A 19,914-nucleotide genomic window follows, 5' to 3' on the forward strand; every position below is an offset into this window, starting at 1 on the left:
CGGCGTCTCCGTAAGAAGAGGCGCGCATTTTAGGGACTTTAGAAAATTCGTCAATACCTTTTTTGAAATAAATGAATCAAACGCTCAAATAACAGTCAAAACGCGCTATATTGATTAAATACAATACAAATTCGTCTGCTGAACGAACAATATTTGGCTATTCGCTCTTAAATGAGTACCATAGCGAAGTAAACTATTCTTATAACATTACAAAAAATTGGGTAGTAAAATGAACTCATCGGTCATTATATATATAGTTCTTTCCACGATACTGGCTCTTCTAGGCCAATTCTTCCTTCCTTCGGAGTTGCTTCCATCAAATAGTGCCTTTGCTATAGGTGTACTAATTGGCGGCCTTCTTATTCCTCTTATTGTTTCCCTCGTTTCAAAAGAGGAAAGTACATCAACAGGTACAAAAGCAGTAGACAGCACTACATTATATGTAGGCAACTTACCTTATAGAGCGAATGAGCAAGCTGTAAAAGAGCATTTCTCAGAGCTTGGCAATGTACATTCTGTTCGATTAATGAAAGATCGTCGCACTGGTAAGCGCAAAGGTTACGGATTTGTCGAAATGGATAGTAAGGATGCAGATCACGTCATTAAAACGTTAAACGATTCTGAATTCCAGGAACGAACGCTTAAAGTTAGGCTTGCACGAGAAAAGGCAGAAACCGCTTAATTCTCTTGGCTAACCGGAACCCACAAAAAAGGTCATCATTCGATGACCTTTTCTTTATATAGAGAGAAGTGAGGCTTGTGTGCGTCTACTCACTACCTTCTGCGCTGTCTTTAGCTGCCAGAGGTTTGATTGGTAAGTTATCAAGCAAGCGCTTATTAAACTCATGGAACTGATTAATCGCAGACAAAAGATCTCGCGTACTTACATCCTGCATTTCATTCACGATGCCATTAATCATCTTCTCGTAATAGCTCGCATCTTCCAATTTTTCCTTAGATTGCTCCATTACATCGAGCATTTTCTCTAAATATTGGCTGATTGGCTTTGCAGCTTTGGCAGGTCCGTCTACATCTTTCATGTCATCACTAAAGTGCGAGACTGATTCGTAAGCTTTCACCACCTCTACTTTTTCTTGGCGTGTTAGCTGAAGCGCAAACCCGGTTAGCTCCTGCTCGTCAAATCCTAACTCTAATGCTTTATTAAAGGCACTTTCAATATCACCATTAAAGAAGTCATCTGCAAGATCGGATGCGTCAGAGACTAAATTACCAATCGCTTTAAGCTCGTCTTCATCTAACTCTCCCTTAACAGAGAATGAAAGCGAACTACTCTCGAAGTATTCATATTGCATAGACTGAGACAATGAAGCTTGTTGGGCATTACTCGCTGACTGCTGATTTCCAGTCTGCTGCGCATTACTGTCTTGAGCATCTTTAGCATTTTCATCACGGGTATCAGCCAATACGTCATCATTATTCTGAGCCGCACTACTCGCCTGTTGAGGCTGCGCCACTGACTCAGTGTTGGGTTGATCTGGCTCTACTGGTTGTGCATAGCCACGCTCAAGTAAAAGTTGCTTGTTCTGCTCAAATCGTTTGAAGTCTTCAAACGCAATAGACACTTCATCGCCATCAGCCGTGCGGATCACCAAGTCGCCTTTTTGCAGGCTAGATGCTGACACGCTCTCAGATACGGCCAAGCGATCGCCATCGGTTTGTTGCGGATTATCATCTCCTAATAATTTGCGCTCTAAGTTTCGAATTCCATCTTCAATGAGAGAACGGCTATTGGCTATGCCATCTTTAATCTCGTCATTCATGAACCCTTCAAGATCTTTCTCTGCCATTTGGATGCCTTTCATAACACCCGAGCGAGCTTGATCAAACAGATCCAACAGCGCACCTTTATCTGCGCCACTTGATGCCGCTTTATTGATTACGCCGCCGACAAAGCGAAGTACGTTCTTTGCCACCTCTTCGAAATCAAACATACTTTTGTTATCTTTCTCGGGCTTAGAAAAATTTGGCCTTTCGTTATTTACAACCAAAGATTGGTTTAGTGAGTTACTATATACACGAATACCAATCGTGGTTTGAGAACTCATCACACTAATCGATGATTGATTACGAATGCCAGACATGGCTTGATTGAGCCCTGTCTCTTGTAACTGTCTGCGCAATTCCTGATTAGGATTCGCCATATCAGGCTTATCCCTCATAAACGCTTTAATGTCGCCAATGTTCATAATAAAACCCCTCTAACCTCGTTAAGGTTATCGGCCGCGCATGTCGAATATTTAGTCTTTTTTGCTTATCCACAAGCCTTCCGAGCCCCCAATAATAGAGCACACCAAACGCGTTTCGCGGCAGACATAATGCCCTTGTAAGACTATTATAATTGCTAAACGGGATAAATCCCTTACAATCCCGCCTTTTTAAGATTGAGCGAGCCGTGCAAACATATGCGAGTGACTGACATAGATCCCAGCCTATACGAAGAGCAATTAGCAAAAAAGCAACACGCTTTAACAACCCGTTTTGCCCATTTGCAACCACCAGAGCTAGAGGTATTCTCTTCACCGTCTTTGCATTATCGTATGCGCGCAGAATTTAGAGTGTGGCATGATGGGGATGACTTGTATCACATCATGTTCGATAAAGAGACCAAAGAAAAATACCGCGTCGATCACTTTCCGGCAGCCAGCCAAATTATAAATAATGTTATGCAAGATGTGCTCGCCCACATACGCTCGAATGACACGATTAGGCGCAAGCTGTTTCAAATAGACTATCTCAGCACCCTTAGCGACGAAATTTTAGTAACGCTGGTTTATCACCGACAGCTCGACGACAACTGGGAAGCGGCAGTTAAAGCCCTAAAAGAGACCCTCAGTGAAAAATATAAGATCGATTTCGTTGGTCGAGCACGAAAACAAAAGATCACATTATCGCGAGACTATGTGATTGAGTCGTTACCCATTAACGGTCGTCCTTACTATTTTAAACAAATCGAAAATAGCTTTACGCAACCCAATGCCGTTGTTAATTGCAAAATGATTGAATGGGCGCTAGATGCTACCAAGCACAACTCAGGCGATTTACTAGAGTTATATTGCGGCTTAGGTAACTTTAGCCTACCCATGGCGGTAAATTTCGACAAGGTATTGGCCACCGAAATATCCAAAGCCTCGGTTAATGCGGCGCAGTTTAACATTGAGAAGAACCAGATCGGCAATGTTAAAATATTGAGGATGTCGAGCGAGGAATTTGTAGAAGCCTCAAAGGGAGAACGCGAATTTAAGCGCCTTGAGGGAACGGAACTTTCAACTTACCAGTGCAATACGGTATTAGTGGATCCTCCCAGAGCAGGGTTAGATCCTGATACGGTGAAAATGGTTTCAGAGTACGACAATATCGTCTACATCTCGTGTAACCCAGATACGTTATTAGAGAATCTAGAAACGCTCACGCAAACCCACACAATTACGCGGTTTGCATTATTCGATCAATTTCCTTACACCCACCATGCAGAATGTGGCGTGTATCTACAAAAGCGGTAGACAATCCAACCAGATAAATACCCTCTAACGCCCTCAAATAATTTACTAATTTGAGGGCTTTCCTGTTGCCGTTCCCTTGCAACATGCCAACGCACCCACAGAAATAAAGCGCAGTTGTTGCTTCAACCTTAGCGCTAACTCTTTACGCTGCTCTTTATTAAGATCAATCGCTTCAGCACCCACACTGAAAACTAACTTAACCATTGCCTCAGCCTGTAGCTTGGCATAATCACGATGTAAACTACTTGTGGTCATGGTGTAGTCGGTTAGCTCTTCAGTAAAGTGTTGAATTTCTCGAAGCACAGCGGCACGGAACGCTGGCGATGTCCCGGTGTGTTCACGCAATAACAAACGAAATACGTTACTGTTAGCGGTAACAAATTCTAAAAAGGTGTCGACCGATGTACTAATCACGCCGCCACCTGACTCAATTCGCGTGCGCGCCTGACGCATCAACTGCCTAAGCGCAAGTCCGCCTTCGTCCACCAAGGTTAAGCCGAGTTCATCAATATCACTGAAATGGCGGTAGAAAGATGTCGGTGCAATGCCGGCTGCACGTGCGACTTCACGCAAACTGATACTCGATATACTGCGTTGCTCGTCGAGCAATGCAAATGCAGCTTCAATAATAGCGCGTCTGGTTTTTTGTTTTTGCTGTTGACGGTTCACTCGCATCTCTCAAAGGGTTGATCAGGCGTAGTGTACCTTGATATCAACTAAATCGCACTGGCTAGCATCAGCATTAAAAAAGGGGCGTGCGTCGCCCCTTTAATTAGCACAGTAAATGTTAGTTACAGCGCAACGTGTATTGCCTGAAGTTTTTAGAGAGTCTGTTATCTCTGTTCGGGCTCTTAGTTTGCTGCCCGCCTTTGAGTTTAAAGTACAGATCGCCGCCTGAGTGCACATAACCTCCTGTCGTAGAAGACTTCAATGTAGACAGATTACTTAATCTAGAAATGCCACTGATATAGCAATTAGAGCCACCCTTCACACTAATCAGTGGAGATACGTCAGACGCATTACGACTAGAAAATTGAAGTGTTCTCGAACCACTACGTGAGTAATCGTCTATTTCATAATGATACGTATTGCCCATAATGACATTAAACTTGTTGCTGTATTGGCTTGATGCGAATGGTCCCACGCTCGCGTATTCCACTCCTGAAGATGCATTTTTACGTGTTACGCTAAAACGAACGTAATTCACACCCGCAAAGCGAATATGACCAAGTTCATAATCACAAGCAATCACTTCACGAGATGCAGGCACATTTCGATGACAGTTCCCCGTGTAATTCATGGGATGATCATGCAGCAGATAATCACCCGCCTTATTCGTAATAGACGCGTTCACATCTCGTACCGCAGCGGTATAAGGATCTGTCCAGTTTCCTGATAACGAACCATTCATGTCAATTTTGCGCAAAGGCGTTGTGTTATCTGAGTTGTCGAAGCTTACGCGCCCTAGGTAATTTAGATAGCGGCCCGATCCCCCCATCATACTGATGGCCGCAGGCGTGACATCTTGCCCATTGAAGTATTGGGTAGATGATGCAAATTCAGCAAACAACACATTGTCTGCTAAAAATGGGCCATCGTAGATTTTCAAACCCGATAAGTTACGCATATGTGCCATCGTTGAGCGTGTAAATTGACTATTCAGATTGCGTGAACGCTGAAAGTACGTGTCGTAACTGTTGTGTAATGCTTCGATATTGCTTAAATCCGAAGACGTAGAATTTGCACTTTGTCCCACAACCAGCGAATTCACCAACTCTTGGTCAAAGGCAAACCAACCACTCCAAATGTTGTCTGCTAATACGTTTCTGTCTAACTTCATTGCATCGCCACGTATGTAGATTCCTGCAATTGAGTTTTTGTGTGCGCGCAAGTTAGAGAAAGTCGGTTTGGAACTTGGCTCATAATGAGAGCTGGTTGGAATACGGTTGTCATCAGGACACGCTGACGCAGACGGTAACTTAGTTTTTGGCCCACACCTAAGTTTTGGATCTGATTTGCGAGACGCGCCATCCCATGTCATACCCACCACTGAGCTATGCGCTGTGTTATTACTAAAATACAGCGTGTTAGCGCGCGAGGGCTTATGGGTTGCTACGTTATCATCAGACAACAAGCAGCCTGAGCTTGTACAACGTATGGCTCGCTTAAATGACATCCAAAATCCGGTGCCCTCACTTCCTGCAGCAACATTGTACCGGATATCATTGGTAGGGTGCGAAACCCAAAACGTAGAAGGCGCCGGAAAACGCGCAGGATCTTTCGTTGCCACTTCACTTTGTAGCAACATGTAGTCAGGATCAACGCGCTTAGACAACATCCCTAAGTTGTGCCTAATAATATTATTGGTTTCGTTTCCGTCTTCCAGAAAATAGCCATGACCAAAATGGTTGTAACAGGTATTACGCTCTACTCGCGCATACTGAGAGCCATGAATCACCACACAACGGTTTTGCGAATCGTGAATACTGGTATTTTCAATTGCCTGACCAGATACATTGCCGAGAATATGCCAATGGAATGGGTAGCGACCCAAACGCCCAGCTTGACCCACTCGGAACAACTCAACATTGTTAATATTTGCTTTGCCCGACATCATCGCCATAACCGTTGCCCCCATACGCTGATTCGACCAATAACTGTCGTTTGCAGAACGGATGGTGATATTTCGCGTCAAGTTAGCCACTTCTGCTCTTTCGTCTAATGTCCAACTTGTTGAACCATTTGAATAGCCCTTAGTGGTTCCCCAGTGCGAGTAACTCAAGGGTGAGTTGAGTGTGATTGTTCTGCCGCTGTTCGCCACCCCAGTGATGGTACGTTTTTCCGCATGGTGTGGGTCAAACCCCGTCGGCGCAATCACAATTTCATCGCCCACTTGCCAGCTGCTAGAACTTGTCAAAGAAATGGTGCGGCTCCCAGCAGACGCCGTTTTCGATAAGATTTTGTACCCTTGCTTGCCGCTTTTACCGTTTAACGAGATATGCCCACCATTCATTGATACAATGGCTTTTAGCATTTCAGAACTGGTCATAGAGGTGAGAGAAGACACGCTACGCGCACCGGTGAGCTCTATGGTTAAATCGCCAGTAAATGGGCTAGAGCTGGTACCACATTGAAAGGTGGCGCCGCTACCATTAACCAAAATACCTTCCGTTTTAAATATGCCTTGCGCACCCGATGCACAGGATAGTCGCCCTTGCACATGCACCAACTTAGCCGTAGCACTGCTGTTAATTGCAACGTCAATGCCAGCAGGAATCGTAAAATCGCCTTTTGCCATCTCACTGCCAATGTATGCAGTGGTGAAGCTTGTTGGCAGGCTATATTTACCTGAATTGGTAATCACTTTGTTGCCTGAACCAATTGGCGAAATACCATGCACGTGCAACGCTTTACCGGCGTGCTGATACACTTTTGCACGAGGTAACGCAACGTCAAATCGATACTTAGATCCCGACGCACCACATGCACTGGCCACCGCAGGCTCACTATTAAGGTTGGCGTCTGCTGAGGTTATCGCGCTGCCCGTACCCGCTGGTCCACCAGCGTACACGTGTACTTTAATCGAGGTATTGTGGCTAGTTTGGCAAGCCCAACCACGAATTCTGAACTCACTGCCGACGTAAGCAGCACTGTCGATGTATCCTTTTATGTAACTTGCCGCTGTAGAGGGAAACGACAAGATGTATGCGAGAAAAATAAAACCTATTTTTTTCATAACCATTCCTAAATTGTAATTATTTATCCATAAAATGGATCGATACTTAACCATACCAAAAGAAGGAATTCAAAATTTATTCAAATGTTAATTTAGAGAAAACGCCTGTGAGCTTTAAAATCCAGTGGAATATCTGCATTTTGCCGATTTAATCTGTGTTTCCACTTGCCTTAAGAGCAAGCAAGCTTTAAATTAGCGTACAGTTGTAAGCTGAAATGTTTAATGATTAACAAAATGAAAAAACCGCCTTTATTGATCACCAACATATTGGTGTTCGTCATCACGGGATTGATCGCCTTCGTCGCAGTGCCGATTGAAGCATTCGTTAACGGCTTTGATACAGCCGAAATCTTGACGTGTATTGCCCTTTTCTACTTTACAGGCATGTCGATTACTGCAGGTTATCACCGTCTTTGGTCACATAAAACGTATGAAGCAAACATAGTAGTACGTGTAATACTTGCCATCGGAGGGGCGATGGCACTGCAAAACAGTATTCTTCATTGGGCTTCTGATCACCGTATTCATCATCGTCATGTAGATGACAACGATCGCGATCCTTATTCTGCCAAGAAAGGATTTTGGTATTCGCACATAGGATGGATGTTAAGAGAATATCAAGCGCATCGATATAGCGACTATTCAAATTGTCGCGATCTACAACGCGATCCTGTTGTAATGTGGCAGCACAAGCATTATTTAACTATCGTGCTTGCGTCAAACTTTGGGATTCCTATGTTTTTGGGGTGGCTAAATGGCGATGTGTTGGGCATGTTGTTGCTGGCTGGGGTATTTCGCTTGGTTGCCGTACACCATGTTACGTTCTTTATTAACTCGTTAGCGCACATTTGGGGAAAGCAACCTTACACCGACCAAAACACCGCGCGTGACAATGGGATTCTCGCATTTTTCACCTTTGGCGAGGGTTACCACAACTTCCACCATATTTTTGAATACGACTACCGCAATGGCATCAAATGGTGGCAATTTGATCCAACAAAATGGCTGATTCGTGGATTATCTTATGTCGGGTTAACCAAAAACCTGCGTCGCTGCCCTGAAGAGCGTATTGAAAAAGCGAAAGTAGAAATGCAGATGCGTACTGCAACGGAAAAAGCATCTTGCCTACCCAATGCCGAAGAGTTGGTTGTTACACTTCAACAAGAGTACGACTTACTTCTTCAGCGAATGGCTGAATACTACGACGCGAAAAAGGCATTGATGAACGCGAAAAAGGCGCAGCTAAAGCAGTCTTATGAAACCCTAGAGCTCAATTATCGTTACAAAGAGTTGAAACAGAACTTTTTACTACAAAAGCAAAAGTGGTTAGATGTACACCACCTAACGGTCAAGTTTGCGTAGTTAAACGTTTCTACTTATGGCGAGATTTTAAAGGGCATCATTTGATGCCTTTTTTGTACTTCTTGTACCGACAACGGGCTTTCTACGCCTCTTTGTACTGGCGTAGCCATTATCAAGATGATTAAAAATAATGCACAATAGTCGACAGGCTGTAGGTAACTGATAATCTTATAAATAGTGATAGCCAAACTAAGTGAGTATTGCCGTGGCCTCTTCAAATAAGAAAAACGCTTCCTCTGACATCAAATACGACTATGACGCCATCGTTATCGGAACCGGCCCCGGTGGTGAAGGGGTCGCAATGCAGCTGAGTAAAGCAGGCAAACGCGTAGTGGTAATTGAAAAGCACAGTTCAGTCGGTGGCGGATGCACGCATTGGGGAACCATTCCGTCGAAAGCGTTAAGGCAATCAGTCAGTCGACTCATTGAATACAATCAAAACCCGCTGTTTACTGACACGTTCCGTAATCATCACTTAACCTTTCAGCAAATACTGAAACATGCCAGCGGGGTTATCCGTAAACAAGCCAACCTCCGTGGAGGATTTTATGAACGAAACAAAGTAAAGGTGATCAATGCAGAAGCATCTTTTATTGATACTCACACCCTAAAGCTGACTTACCCTAATGGTTCAGAAGACAAAATAACGGCCGAGCAAATTGCCATTGCAACAGGCTCTCGCCCCTACACCCCGAAGGATATTGATTTTAATCATCCGCGAATTTACAACAGCGATACCATCCTCTCTTTGGATCATGATCCCAAAACTATCATCATTTATGGTGCTGGTGTTATCGGATCAGAGTATGCATCAATTTTTAGAGGTCTAGGTGTCAAGGTCGACCTAGTCAATATGCGTGAGCGCTTACTGTCATTTCTAGATGCTGAGATTTCTGATGCATTAAGTTATCACTTGTGGAACAACGGCGTCGTGATTCGACACATGGAGGCGTATAGTTCTGTAGAGGGGCGAGATGATTGTGTGATTATGAATTTGGAATCGGGTAAACGAATGAAGGCCGATTGCCTGCTGTTTGCCAACGGCAGAACGGGAAACACGGACATGCTTAATTTGGATGCCATTGGCATTCAAGCCGATTCTCGCGGACAAATCTCCGTTGATAAAAACTACCAAACCGATGTTAGCAACATTTATGCTGTCGGCGATGTCATCGGTTACCCAAGCTTGGCATCAGCTGCATATAATCAGGGCCGATTTGCAGCAGAGGCCATGCTTCAAGGAAAGTGTCACTTCAGTTTAATCGAAGACATACCATCAGGTATTTATACCATTCCGGAAATCAGTTCTGTCGGAAAAACAGAGCAAGAGCTTACCCAGCAAAAAGTCCCTTACGAAGTAGGCCGTGCACAGTTTAAACATTTAGCACGGGCTCAAATCGCCAATACCGCGGTGGGCAGCCTTAAAATTTTATTTCATCGAGAAACAATGCAAATTTTGGGTATACACTGTTTTGGCGAACGAGCATCCGAAATCATTCATATCGGTCAAGCGATTATGCAGCAACCAGGAAAAGCCAATACCATCGAATATTTCGTGAACAACACGTTTAATTATCCCACTATGGCTGAAGCATACAGAGTAGCGGCGTTAAATGGCTTAAACCGGATCTTTAAAGACTAACAATTAAATAAAACCAGTGGCGAGAAAACCACTGGCCAAAAAATACTTACTCGCTTTCTGTGAAATATGTTGTGGTTGACGCGATAGTAGCCAGCGCATCTCGATGAGCGACGATGTCAATGCGCATTTCATTGGGGTAGAACGTCATTGTTGCCATGGCTTTGTCGCCTTGGGTCATGCTGGCTTTTTCGGTAATCTGGCTTTGTATATGTTGAAATTGAATGTTTTGGCTTATTTTTGCTTCCAAACATTGGCTATTAATTTCAAACGAGCTGGCGTTTACACAATCGAACAGTTGATTTTGCGGATTTTGCGCACTCGCAGTATGTGCAAATAATAATGAAAAGGTGAAAACCACAACGCTACGCATATATGCTACTCCTGTCTATTCAGCGAATTGCTGATAATTTCAAGGTAGCACAGATTTGAAGTTTCAATCAAATTACGATCACAAATATATGACAAGATTATGACAAGCTGTAAAAAAATCGTTCATCAACATTTTAACCAAATTGTTGACGCTGCAAATGCCTGCCAGCTTTGTGCCTCGCACCTTCCCCATTCTCCAAACCCGGTGTTTTCGGCTGGCTATCAATCCAAATTGGTGATTATCGGGCAGGCTCCAGGAAGTAAAGCACATGCCACGACGAAGCCTTGGAATGACGCATCGGGTGAGCGCCTTAGAGACTGGATGGGCATAGACAGCGATACATTTTACGATACCTCGATACTCTCATTGATACCGATGGGATTTTGCTACCCAGGTAAGGGAAAGAGTGGCGACTTACCGCCTAGGTCAGAATGTGCCCCCAAATGGCATCACCCGTTACTTAACGCTATTCAACCCACATGTATACTGTTGATAGGCCAATATGCACAGGCCTACTATTTACAAGACAAGCGCTTACTGACCGAGCGCGTTCAGCAGTTTCGACAGTATTTGCCTCGCTATTTTGTGCTGCCGCACCCTTCACCAAGGAACAACATCTGGCTCAAACGCCACCCATGGTTTGAGCGCGACGTGCTGCCCGCGCTAAAAGAAACCGTACGCATGGCGGTGACGTCATAAGCACAAATGATTTACGCTTTTTTCTCAGCTTCCAGAAACGTGACGAGATCGTCGTAAGGCATAGGTTTCGCAAACAAGTAGCCTTGTGCTTCGTCACACCCCAGTTTTAACATATGACTTGCCTGCTCCCGCTCTTCTACCCCTTCAGCAATGGTTTTAAGCCCAAGCTTGTTGCCCAATGTGACAATGGTTTCAGCGATAAAAGCCGTTTTGCTCACGAGTACTTCCTCAACAAAGCTTCTGTCTACTTTTAACCGGTCTAGGGGTAATTTGTGCAAATAATTCATCGACGAAAACCCTGTACCAAAATCATCGATAGCAATGGTTACCCCGTACTGTTTTAACTCTTTAAGCGCATCAACCACGATTTGTGGTTCATCCATCACCACACTTTCGGTAATTTCCAGTTCAAGAAAATGGGGTTTTATTCCGTGTCGTTCAATCGCATTTTTTACCGACGCCACAAACCCCGGATTACGAAACTGGGGGATAGAAATATTGACTGCCACACGTAAATGGGCAAAACCATTATTGTGTAGCATTTTTAGATGACGGCAAGATTCGTCTAATACCCAATCACCAATATCGATAATCAAACCAGAGTATTCCGCGAACGGTACAAAAATAGCGGGCGAGATAAACCCTCCATCTTTAGACGGCCAGCGTAACAACGCCTCTAAACCTACCACCTTTTCTGACACCAAATCCACTTGTGGCTGAAACCACACCTGAAGGATCCGTTCGCCAAAATCTACTCTGAGTTGTCGAATCATTCCCAGTCGCCAGGTGGTTTTTTCTTCCATGTCTGGCTCGTAATAATCGTACCATGAGGTGATTTCTTTCTTGGCCCGATTTAGCGCAATATTAGTCTGTTTGAGTAGGGTGATTCCATTACACTTGTCGGCAAGCAGTCGACAAAACCCAACGTTAGCATTGACGGGTAAACTATGATCACCCGCTATAAAAGGCGTAGCAAAAATATCACTAATCGTGTCAGGGTTAATCAGTGACTCTGGGCCTACTAAGCCAAACACATCGGCACCGATTCGAGCCAATCGCACATTTTCAGGAAAGTCTTCCTCCAATCGCTCCGCAATAGAGACTAGCAGCATATTGCCCGCATCATGACCCAATCCATCGTTGAAATCAGAAAAGTGATTAATGTCAACCAATGCCACTACCTGCCCAGCGCCTTGTTTGTCTGAGCGTTTTACTTCATCAAGTATGTTAATAAATTCGTTACGGTTGGCTAAATGGGTGAGCCAATCTTGAAATGCGGCCGTGCGCAATTGATGAAACAGATTTACATTCTCGTAGCCCACACTAATACTCGATACAAATACTTCAAGCAACGTTTTATGGGTATCTGGAATTTGCCCTTCACACTTTAAAAATGCAGCTGCTTCATACCCAGCCCGTTCAATATACAACACCGTAAAGTCTTCGGTGTAGATGTGTTCTTTGCGCCGTAAGCATTCCGACACGTTATAGACGATGTTATCGTCAGAAAGGTTTTCTATTTGTTGATTGATAAATGGCGCGTATTCTCCTGCCGCACCTAAAACAATGACACTCTCCCCCTCTATTTCAACAAGCGAATTTGCCTTTGCACACACTACGCCATCCGCTTCCAGCCCTAAAAAGGAACAGATTTGAATCACGACACCTTCACAAAAGCCCTTTATTGAATGCTCTTCCAATAAGTTAGAGGCGCTCTCAATAATTTTATGCAGCCCTTGCCGATTAAGATTAATGGTACGAATTTGCTGGTAAGAACGTAGCGCGGCAATCATCGCGGTAGCAAGACGACCTCGCGTTAATTCCGTTTTCGTTTTGTAGTCGTTAATGTCGTATTCTTTTATTACGCTTTCTTCTGGTGCGTATCCTGGCTGCCCAGTGCGCAATATTATGCGAGGCTCATCTAATTCCAGTTCTTCGCGCATAACTTGTGCTACGTGCAAGCCTGCGCTGTCTGTTTCCATTACAACATCCAGTAAAATAACAGCGATTTCTCGTCCTTTTTCGGCAAGAATATCGAGGGCTTCTTTACCCGAATACGCATGATGAAAGGTGAGTTGCCTTTTGTTTAATTCTAAATCAGACAAGGCCAAACGCGTGACCGAATGTATTTCTTTGTCATCATCCACAACCAGTACGTTCCACGTACCCTTGACCTCAGGGGCCTTAATCGATTCAGGCTCCTCGTCGAGAAAAATCAACTCATCATTTTCATACTCAGAAGATGGCATACGACAGTTTACCCAACAGCTATAGCTGATAGTTGTGTTTATTATTCAGATGCAAAGACTTAGGATTATCTTCAAATCTGACTTCCCAGACTTTACTATAGCAGACGATCATTATTTGAATAGTCTGGACTTTATCTATACCGTAAAGAATCAGCCTAAATAATTACTGGTTTGTTGCGATAAACTAAGTGGGAATACGAGGGATGAAAGCATGAAAATTGATCAGCCCACATCAATGCCTGTGGCTACAGTAAGTTCGCCCAAGCGTAAACGTAAAGTAAACGCCAAAAACATAGCAGATGTTACTCCCGCTTCTGCCAATGAATCCAATTCTCTGCGCGCATTAATGAGCCAATGGATCGCCAAAGCGGGGATCAGTCAACGGGAACTAGGCAGCATTGAGCAGTCACCACTGAAGCGGTTGGCCCGACACCAACAAATTAACGCGCAACGCAAACTATTTAATTTGGAAAAAGTGTTTAGTCTGGCAATGGATTATTGTTTGTCAGGCAACGGAGACGGCAATATTGATGCAGACTGGTTTTTCAGTTTTGTAGATTTAGCAGAAAATGTAAACTCCGCTGCAATGCAAGATTTGTGGGCCAAAATTTTTGCTGTTGAAATGAGTAAACCCGGCAGCTTTTCACTGCGCACCTTACGCACCCTCAAATCCATGACTCAGCACGATGCAAAAGTCATCCGGCTGGCATCGTCTTTGGCCTGCGTAAAACGGGGAGACGCCTACCCGAAAATTATTCAAGGTTTCCAAACGCCCCCTACCTTGTTAGGTTTTTTCGGTGGCCCAAACCTGAAACAGCTAAATTTAGCCGAGTTTGGGTTAAGCTATCCTAGCTTATTGGCGCTTATGGACATGGGGATCATTTTTTCATCCGAAATTGAATCCGCAGAAAACCTTCCCGATAAACGCACTCAGTGGCGCTTAGGCAATGATACTTTCCACCTTTCGCCATTGGGCAAAGGACAAACGCTTCAGTATTACAAATTCACCGCAACGGGCGCGGAGCTGTTTCGACTTTTTCAAAGCGATGCAAATGTACGCTACTTGGAGGGGTTAAAAACACTGTTAAAGCAAGGATATGAACTTACCTGACATTAATCACATCAGGTAAGTAACATAATATACAGCCAGACGAAGTCGACATGGCCGCATTAAAATAATGATTAAATACCATCACCGAATTCGTGCAAACCGCACTCACGCTTCATGCCGAAAAAGCGCGTATCTTGTTCTGACATACCCGCCTCTAGCGGCCGCGTTGTATGCCAATCGCCAATTGATACATAGCCTTTTTCCCACAGTGGGTGATAGGGCAAATCGTGCTTTTTAAGGTATTCATGCATCGCTTTATTGGACCAATCAATAACTGGATAGACCTTAAACTGATCTTTTAAGCTTTGCAGTACTGCCAGCCCTTCACGGGTGTCTGATTGCGAACGGCGTAATCCGGCAAACCACGTAGACACATTAAGCTCCGACAAAGCACGCTGCATAGGCTCTACTTTGTTCATCTTATTGTATCGCTCGATGCCATCGACACCTTGCTCCCACAATTTGCCAAAACGTGCCTCCTGCCATGCAGGAGACACATCAGATTGGTAAACCTTCAAATTAAGCTTCAAACGCTCTGCCAACTGGTCAATAAACTGATACGTTTCTGGAAACAAATAGCCTGTATCAGTTAACACCACAGGAATATCAGGATATTGCTCTGTCAGAAGGTGCAACATTACAGCCGACTGCGCGCCAAAACTTGAAGACAACATAAACTCACCAGGTAGGTGCGTCAGTGCCCACTCCACCCGTTGCTGTGCCGTTTTTTTCTCTAGCTCAAGATTAAGCGCTTGCACCTCGCTTTTATCCGCGCCAAGGGCAATCGGCGTTGTCACGGCATTCGCGCGCTCAACCATATTAAATGCTGGGTTGCTCATAAAAATCCTTAGCAGAATCGATAACCGGTGCTATCACCTCTGCGCGAATCAAGAAATCACCAAACCCTTCACCATCATTCGCTTCTTTAGACCAACGGCCTATCAGCTCATCGAGGATTTGCATGATTTCTTTTTCATCAATATTTTCACGGTACATACGAGGAATACGCGTCCCTTCGCGGTTACCCCCCAAATGCAAGTTGTATTTACCTGGGCCTTTTCCGACTAACCCAACTTCAGCCAACATTGCGCGACCACAACCATTCGGGCATCCAGTAACACGGTAAATAATGCTTCGCTCTGGAATGCCATGCTTTGCTAAAATGCCTTCTAATTCAGTCACCGCATCGGGTAGATAGCGCTCTGCTTCTGCCATCGCTAACGGACACGTGGGCAACGACACGCACGCCATAGAATCTAAACGTTGGTGACTCACCTCCGGAATAATTAAGCCATGCTGACGTGCAAGCTCTTCAATACGCGCTTTATCTTCAGCCGCGACCCCTGCAATAATCAGGTTTTGGTTGGCGGTCATTCTGAAATCACCCTTGTGAATTTTGGCAATTTCAGCACACCCCGTTTTCAGGGTTTTGCCCGGATAATCAAGAATTCGGCCATTTTCAATGAAAACCGTTAAGTGGAACTTTCCATCGATGCCTTCTACCCATCCAAAGCGATCGCCTCGGCCGGTAAATTCATACGGTCTCGACGGCTCAAACGTAACGCCTGCGCGTTTCTCTACTTCCGCTTTAAAGTTCTCAACGCCTACACGCTCAAGGGTATATTTAGTTTTCGCATTTTTACGATTAACACGATTTCCCCAATCGCGTTGCGTGGTCACAACGGCGGCTGCTACTTCGAGGGTTTTATCAAGTGGAATAAATCCAAAGTCATCGGCCTTACGCGGATACGTAGACGTGTCTCCGTGCGTCATTGCCAGTCCACCGCCAACTAATACGTTGAAGCCAACAAGCTGGCCATTTTCAGCAATAGCAACAAAGTTAAGGTCGTTCGCGTGTACATCTACGTCATTTTGTGGAGGGATCACTACTGTGGTCTTAAATTTACGCGGTAAATACTGACCACTCAGAATCGGCTCTTCTTCAATTTCAGTCGACTCTAACTTTTCACCGTCTAACCATATTTCTGCATAGGCACGTGTTTTAGGTAGCAAGTGTTCGCTAATACGGCGCGCCCAATCATAAGCCTGTTGATGAACTTCAGACTCAACAGGATTCGATGTGCATAACACATTACGGTTCACGTCGCCGGCAGTGGCAATCGAATCAATCCCCACCTTGTTTAAGGTTTGGTGCATCAGCTTGATTTTTGGTTTCAACACGCCATGAAACTGAAACGTTTGTCTGGTCGTTAACCGGATACTGCCGTACATCGTGTTTTCTTCAGCAAACGTGTCAATCGCTAACCACTGCTCGGGCTTAATGATACCGCCAGGCATGCGGGCACGTAACATCACATTGTGCAGAGGTTCAAGCTTCTGTTTAGTCCGTTCATTACGGATATCACGGTCGTCTTGCTGGTACATGCCATGGAAACGAATTAACTGGAAGTTGTCAGCCGTAAATCCGCCTGTCATGTCATCTGTTAAATCATTTGAAATCGTACCACGTAAGTTTTGGCTTTGTCCTTTGATGCGCTCGTTATCAGAAAGCGGACCGTCGACAGTAAACTTTTTCTCATCACTCATTAGTAAACATCCTTCTGATAACGCTTCGCTCGGCGAAGCTCAGTCACATAATTTTCTGCTTCTTCACGGCTGCGCTTACCATGTACCTCAACAATACTAATCAAGGCTTCATTAACATCTTTAGCCATGTGTGTTGCATCTCCACAAACATACACATGCGCACCGTCTTCTAGCCATGCAAACACATCTGCGCCTTGTTCAAGCAAACGGTGCTGAACATAGATTTTCTCTTGTTGATCGCGAGAAAATGCCAAACTCACCTTGCTTAACACGCCGTCTTTTACAAAACGCTGCCACTCAGTTTGGTATAGGAAATCCTGAGTGTAATTAGGGTTACCAAAAAAGAGCCAGTTTTTGCCAGATGCTTCCGTTTCGGCGCGCTCTTGCATAAAGGCTCTAAACGGGGCAATACCCGTTCCTGGGCCAACCATTATCACTGGGGTGTCTGGGTTATCAGGCAAACGGAAATTGTTGTTACTCTCAACGAACACTTTCACTTCCTGCCCTTCTTGCAAACGCTTCGACAAAAAGCCTGACGCGCCACCTTGGTGAACATGTCCGTGAGCTTCATACTCAACCAATGCCACCGTTAAATGCACTTCGTCTTCCACTTCAGCCTGACTGGACGCAATCGAGTACAGACGTGGTGTAATAGGGCGCAGCGCATCCACAAATTGCTGTGCAGTTAATGTGGCTGGATAGTCTCTGACAATATCATTAATTTGACGCACCGATAGGTAGTCTCTTAACGCATTTTTGTCAGCAAACAACGTTGCTAACCCTGCATCAGAGACATACGCAATGTAGGCTTTGACAAACGTTGGGTAGCTTTGCGTTAACTCTAACTTAGTGGCAAGAGCAGACTTAAGGCTTAGCTGCTCATCAGCAACAGATACCACTTCGTCTTCATCCAAATTTAGTAGAGTAATAATCTCTTTGACCAGCTGCTCGTCGTTGTCGAACCATACTCCCAGCGCGTCGCCCGGCTGATATTGAATACCAGACGCTTCTAACGATATTTCGATATGTCTAATATCTTTCACTGAATCGCGTCCAGTGATTTTAATGCTTTCAGATAAGGTCGCCGTAAACGGATTCTTCTTCGTATACTGGCTCGCAGCCGATGTAACAGCGCCCATAACCGGAGACGCGACAGACGCAACCTGCCCAGTATCGCCCGTTAGCTCATCTTTGAACTCCGCAATCACACGCTCAATAAACTGCGTTGCGTCTGTGTCGTAATCTACGTCACAATCAACACGCTCAATAACACGCTTAGCGCCAAGCGCTTCAAGTCGGCTATCAAAGTCTTTTGCCGTTTGACAGAAAAACTCGTAGCTGCTGTCACCCAAGCCTAAAACAGCGAATTTAAGCGACGCCAGTTTAGGGGCTTTTTTGCTGCCTAAAAACTCATGCAATTCTACGGCATCATCGGGTGCATCACCTTCTCCATGCGTACTAACCACAATAACCACATGGCTTTCGTTTTTAATCTGTTTGGGCTTTAGATCTGCCATGCTAACGAGCTTCGCTTTGATACCCGCCGCTTCAACTTTCGCTTTATACTCAGTTGCAACGCCTTTTGCGTTGCCCGTTTGCGAGCCATATAAAATTGTTAACTCAGCCTGAGAGCCCGTACCTGTTGGGACTGGTGCTTGCACACTCCCTTGCTGAGCCATGCCCGCAAGATAGCCGCTTACCCAAAGCAATTGTTCTTTTGATAACGGAGCCACTGCACCGTAGATTTGATTCCATTGCTCTGGGCTAATCAGCCCACCAGCAACGACTGCTTGATTATTAGAAGACATAAAAAATCGCTAACCTATACCATTACCCGATAGATTAGCGATTCTTTTAAATAACAGGAAAGAATTAATTTAAATTTTTTATTACCTAATCGACTTAAAAAGTCAATTAACTAAAAATGGACCTCTACGCCCGCGTAAAACCCTTTGAACTCAATGTCTGAATAAATGTCGTCAAGATCCTCAAGTTCTAGCTTCATCACGCGATAGCCCAATTGCAAATCCAGATCGACAGCGGGGTTATCAAGAACGTCGTAGGTCACTGCTGCCTGATAATCGGTTAGCGTGTGATCGTCAATCGACAAGAAATTGCCTTCAGCAAAAAAACCGAATCCTGTTAGCGGCATGCCGACAGCAAAACGTGAATACAGCATGGGAACAACGCCAGAGAAGCGTTCCCTTGCAGCATTTGAACTGTCAGTTGCGTCAACAACAAACAAATCACCGTCGATATATTTACCGTTAACTCCTAAATCGAAGCTGATTAAATCATTATCAAACAGCTCGTAGTACAGAATAAAGTCGGTGCTGCTTAAGGCAATATCGGTATTCACATTAGTTTGTGAAGTAAACAGCTGGCCGTCAAAGGTAAAGCTGTTTTGCAAAACGGTAGACCCGCCCGTGTCCATGTCAGTACGAGCAACCTTAATATTTGGAATAAAAGGAATGGGATGCTCAACGGCCACATAAAACGTGCTTTTGGTTTCTTTGTCAAAGTTAAAGTTGGTTAAAGTAGACGAATTTGCAAAGCCCCCTTCGGTATCCATATTCCACGCTTGTGCACCAGCGTATAGACCAAAAATCGTATCGGCCATAACCACATTGGCCGACAATGAACCGACAAGCGCGGTGAGTAAGAGTGATTTTTTCAC

General features: G+C 44.6%; 15 protein-coding genes. 6 read left to right on the plus strand and 9 right to left on the minus strand.

The features are described from left to right. Positions 1–229: 229 nt before the first annotated feature. A complete protein-coding gene (locus OE749_RS18160; RefSeq protein ID WP_263713916.1) occupies positions 230–682 on the plus strand; it encodes an RNA recognition motif domain-containing protein in 453 nt (150 codons plus the stop codon). Positions 683–767: 85 nt separating this feature from the next. Here the strand turns inward: OE749_RS18160 and OE749_RS18165 are convergent, their stop codons facing one another. Beyond that, positions 768–2,207: a DUF5610 domain-containing protein gene (locus OE749_RS18165; protein ID WP_263713917.1), complete on the minus strand. Its 1,440-nt coding sequence runs from the start codon at positions 2,205–2,207 to the stop codon at positions 768–770. 216 nt (positions 2,208–2,423) lie between these two features. Here OE749_RS18165 and trmA point away from each other — a divergent pair, with 216 nt between their 5' ends. After that, complete coding sequence (trmA, locus tag OE749_RS18170; RefSeq protein WP_263713918.1) at positions 2,424–3,521, plus strand: tRNA (uridine(54)-C5)-methyltransferase TrmA; 1,098 nt, start codon at positions 2,424–2,426, stop codon at positions 3,519–3,521. A 45-nt stretch (positions 3,522–3,566) separates the two neighbouring features. On the opposite strand, the gene fabR is transcribed toward trmA, so the two are convergent. Beyond that, positions 3,567–4,190, minus strand: a complete 624-nt coding sequence (fabR, locus tag OE749_RS18175; protein WP_263713919.1) for an HTH-type transcriptional repressor FabR — start codon at positions 4,188–4,190, stop codon at positions 3,567–3,569. 118 nt (positions 4,191–4,308) lie between these two features. Beyond that, positions 4,309–7,257, minus strand: coding sequence for a G8 domain-containing protein (locus OE749_RS18180; RefSeq protein WP_263713920.1), 2,949 nt, complete (start codon positions 7,255–7,257; stop codon positions 4,309–4,311). Between the two features lie 234 nt (positions 7,258–7,491). Between OE749_RS18180 and OE749_RS18185 the strand changes: the two genes are divergently transcribed. Further along, positions 7,492–8,619, plus strand: a complete 1,128-nt coding sequence (locus tag OE749_RS18185; RefSeq protein ID WP_263713921.1) for an acyl-CoA desaturase — start codon at positions 7,492–7,494, stop codon at positions 8,617–8,619. Between the two features lie 199 nt (positions 8,620–8,818). Then, positions 8,819–10,261 (plus strand): Si-specific NAD(P)(+) transhydrogenase, encoded by a 1,443-nt coding sequence (sthA, locus tag OE749_RS18190; RefSeq protein ID WP_263713941.1) that lies wholly within the window; start codon positions 8,819–8,821, stop codon positions 10,259–10,261. A gap of 46 nt (positions 10,262–10,307) precedes the next feature. Here sthA and OE749_RS18195 read toward each other — a convergent pair whose 3' ends face one another. Beyond that, positions 10,308–10,631, minus strand: a complete 324-nt coding sequence (locus tag OE749_RS18195) for a pyridine nucleotide transhydrogenase (RefSeq protein ID WP_263713922.1) — start codon at positions 10,629–10,631, stop codon at positions 10,308–10,310. A 99-nt stretch (positions 10,632–10,730) separates the two neighbouring features. Here OE749_RS18195 and OE749_RS18200 point away from each other — a divergent pair, with 99 nt between their 5' ends. Beyond that, positions 10,731–11,330, plus strand: a complete 600-nt coding sequence (locus OE749_RS18200; RefSeq protein ID WP_263713923.1) for a uracil-DNA glycosylase family protein — start codon at positions 10,731–10,733, stop codon at positions 11,328–11,330. 11 nt (positions 11,331–11,341) lie between these two features. Here OE749_RS18200 and OE749_RS18205 read toward each other — a convergent pair whose 3' ends face one another. Then, positions 11,342–13,579 carry a bifunctional diguanylate cyclase/phosphodiesterase gene (locus OE749_RS18205; protein ID WP_263713924.1) on the minus strand — a complete coding sequence of 746 codons (2,238 nt, stop codon included), beginning with the start codon at positions 13,577–13,579 and terminating at the stop codon, positions 11,342–11,344. A 211-nt stretch (positions 13,580–13,790) separates the two neighbouring features. Here OE749_RS18205 and OE749_RS18210 point away from each other — a divergent pair, with 211 nt between their 5' ends. Further along, complete coding sequence (locus OE749_RS18210) at positions 13,791–14,690, plus strand: TIGR03899 family protein (RefSeq protein ID WP_263713925.1); 900 nt, start codon at positions 13,791–13,793, stop codon at positions 14,688–14,690. 71 nt (positions 14,691–14,761) lie between these two features. On the opposite strand, the gene OE749_RS18215 is transcribed toward OE749_RS18210, so the two are convergent. The 4 genes from OE749_RS18215 to OE749_RS18230 all read right to left on the minus strand — a co-directional run bounded on the left by OE749_RS18215 (position 14,762) and on the right by OE749_RS18230 (position 19,914). Beyond that, positions 14,762–15,529 (minus strand): phosphoadenylyl-sulfate reductase, encoded by a 768-nt coding sequence (locus OE749_RS18215; protein WP_404828208.1) that lies wholly within the window; start codon positions 15,527–15,529, stop codon positions 14,762–14,764. Beyond that, complete coding sequence (cysI, locus tag OE749_RS18220) at positions 15,510–17,237, minus strand: assimilatory sulfite reductase (NADPH) hemoprotein subunit (protein WP_263713926.1); 1,728 nt, start codon at positions 17,235–17,237, stop codon at positions 15,510–15,512. The genes OE749_RS18215 and cysI overlap by 20 nt, the downstream gene beginning before the upstream one ends. Beyond that, complete coding sequence (locus tag OE749_RS18225) at positions 17,237–19,045, minus strand: assimilatory sulfite reductase (NADPH) flavoprotein subunit (protein WP_263713927.1); 1,809 nt, start codon at positions 19,043–19,045, stop codon at positions 17,237–17,239. Before OE749_RS18225 ends, cysI begins: the two co-directional genes overlap by 1 nt. 110 nt (positions 19,046–19,155) lie before the next feature. After that, on the minus strand, positions 19,156–19,914 hold the full coding sequence (locus tag OE749_RS18230) for a TIGR04219 family outer membrane beta-barrel protein (RefSeq protein ID WP_263713928.1): 759 nt from the start codon (positions 19,912–19,914) through the stop codon (positions 19,156–19,158).

The sequence above is a fragment of the Fluctibacter corallii genome, assembly GCF_025751585.1.
Taxonomy (GTDB): domain Bacteria; phylum Pseudomonadota; class Gammaproteobacteria; order Enterobacterales; family Alteromonadaceae; genus Fluctibacter_A; species Fluctibacter_A corallii.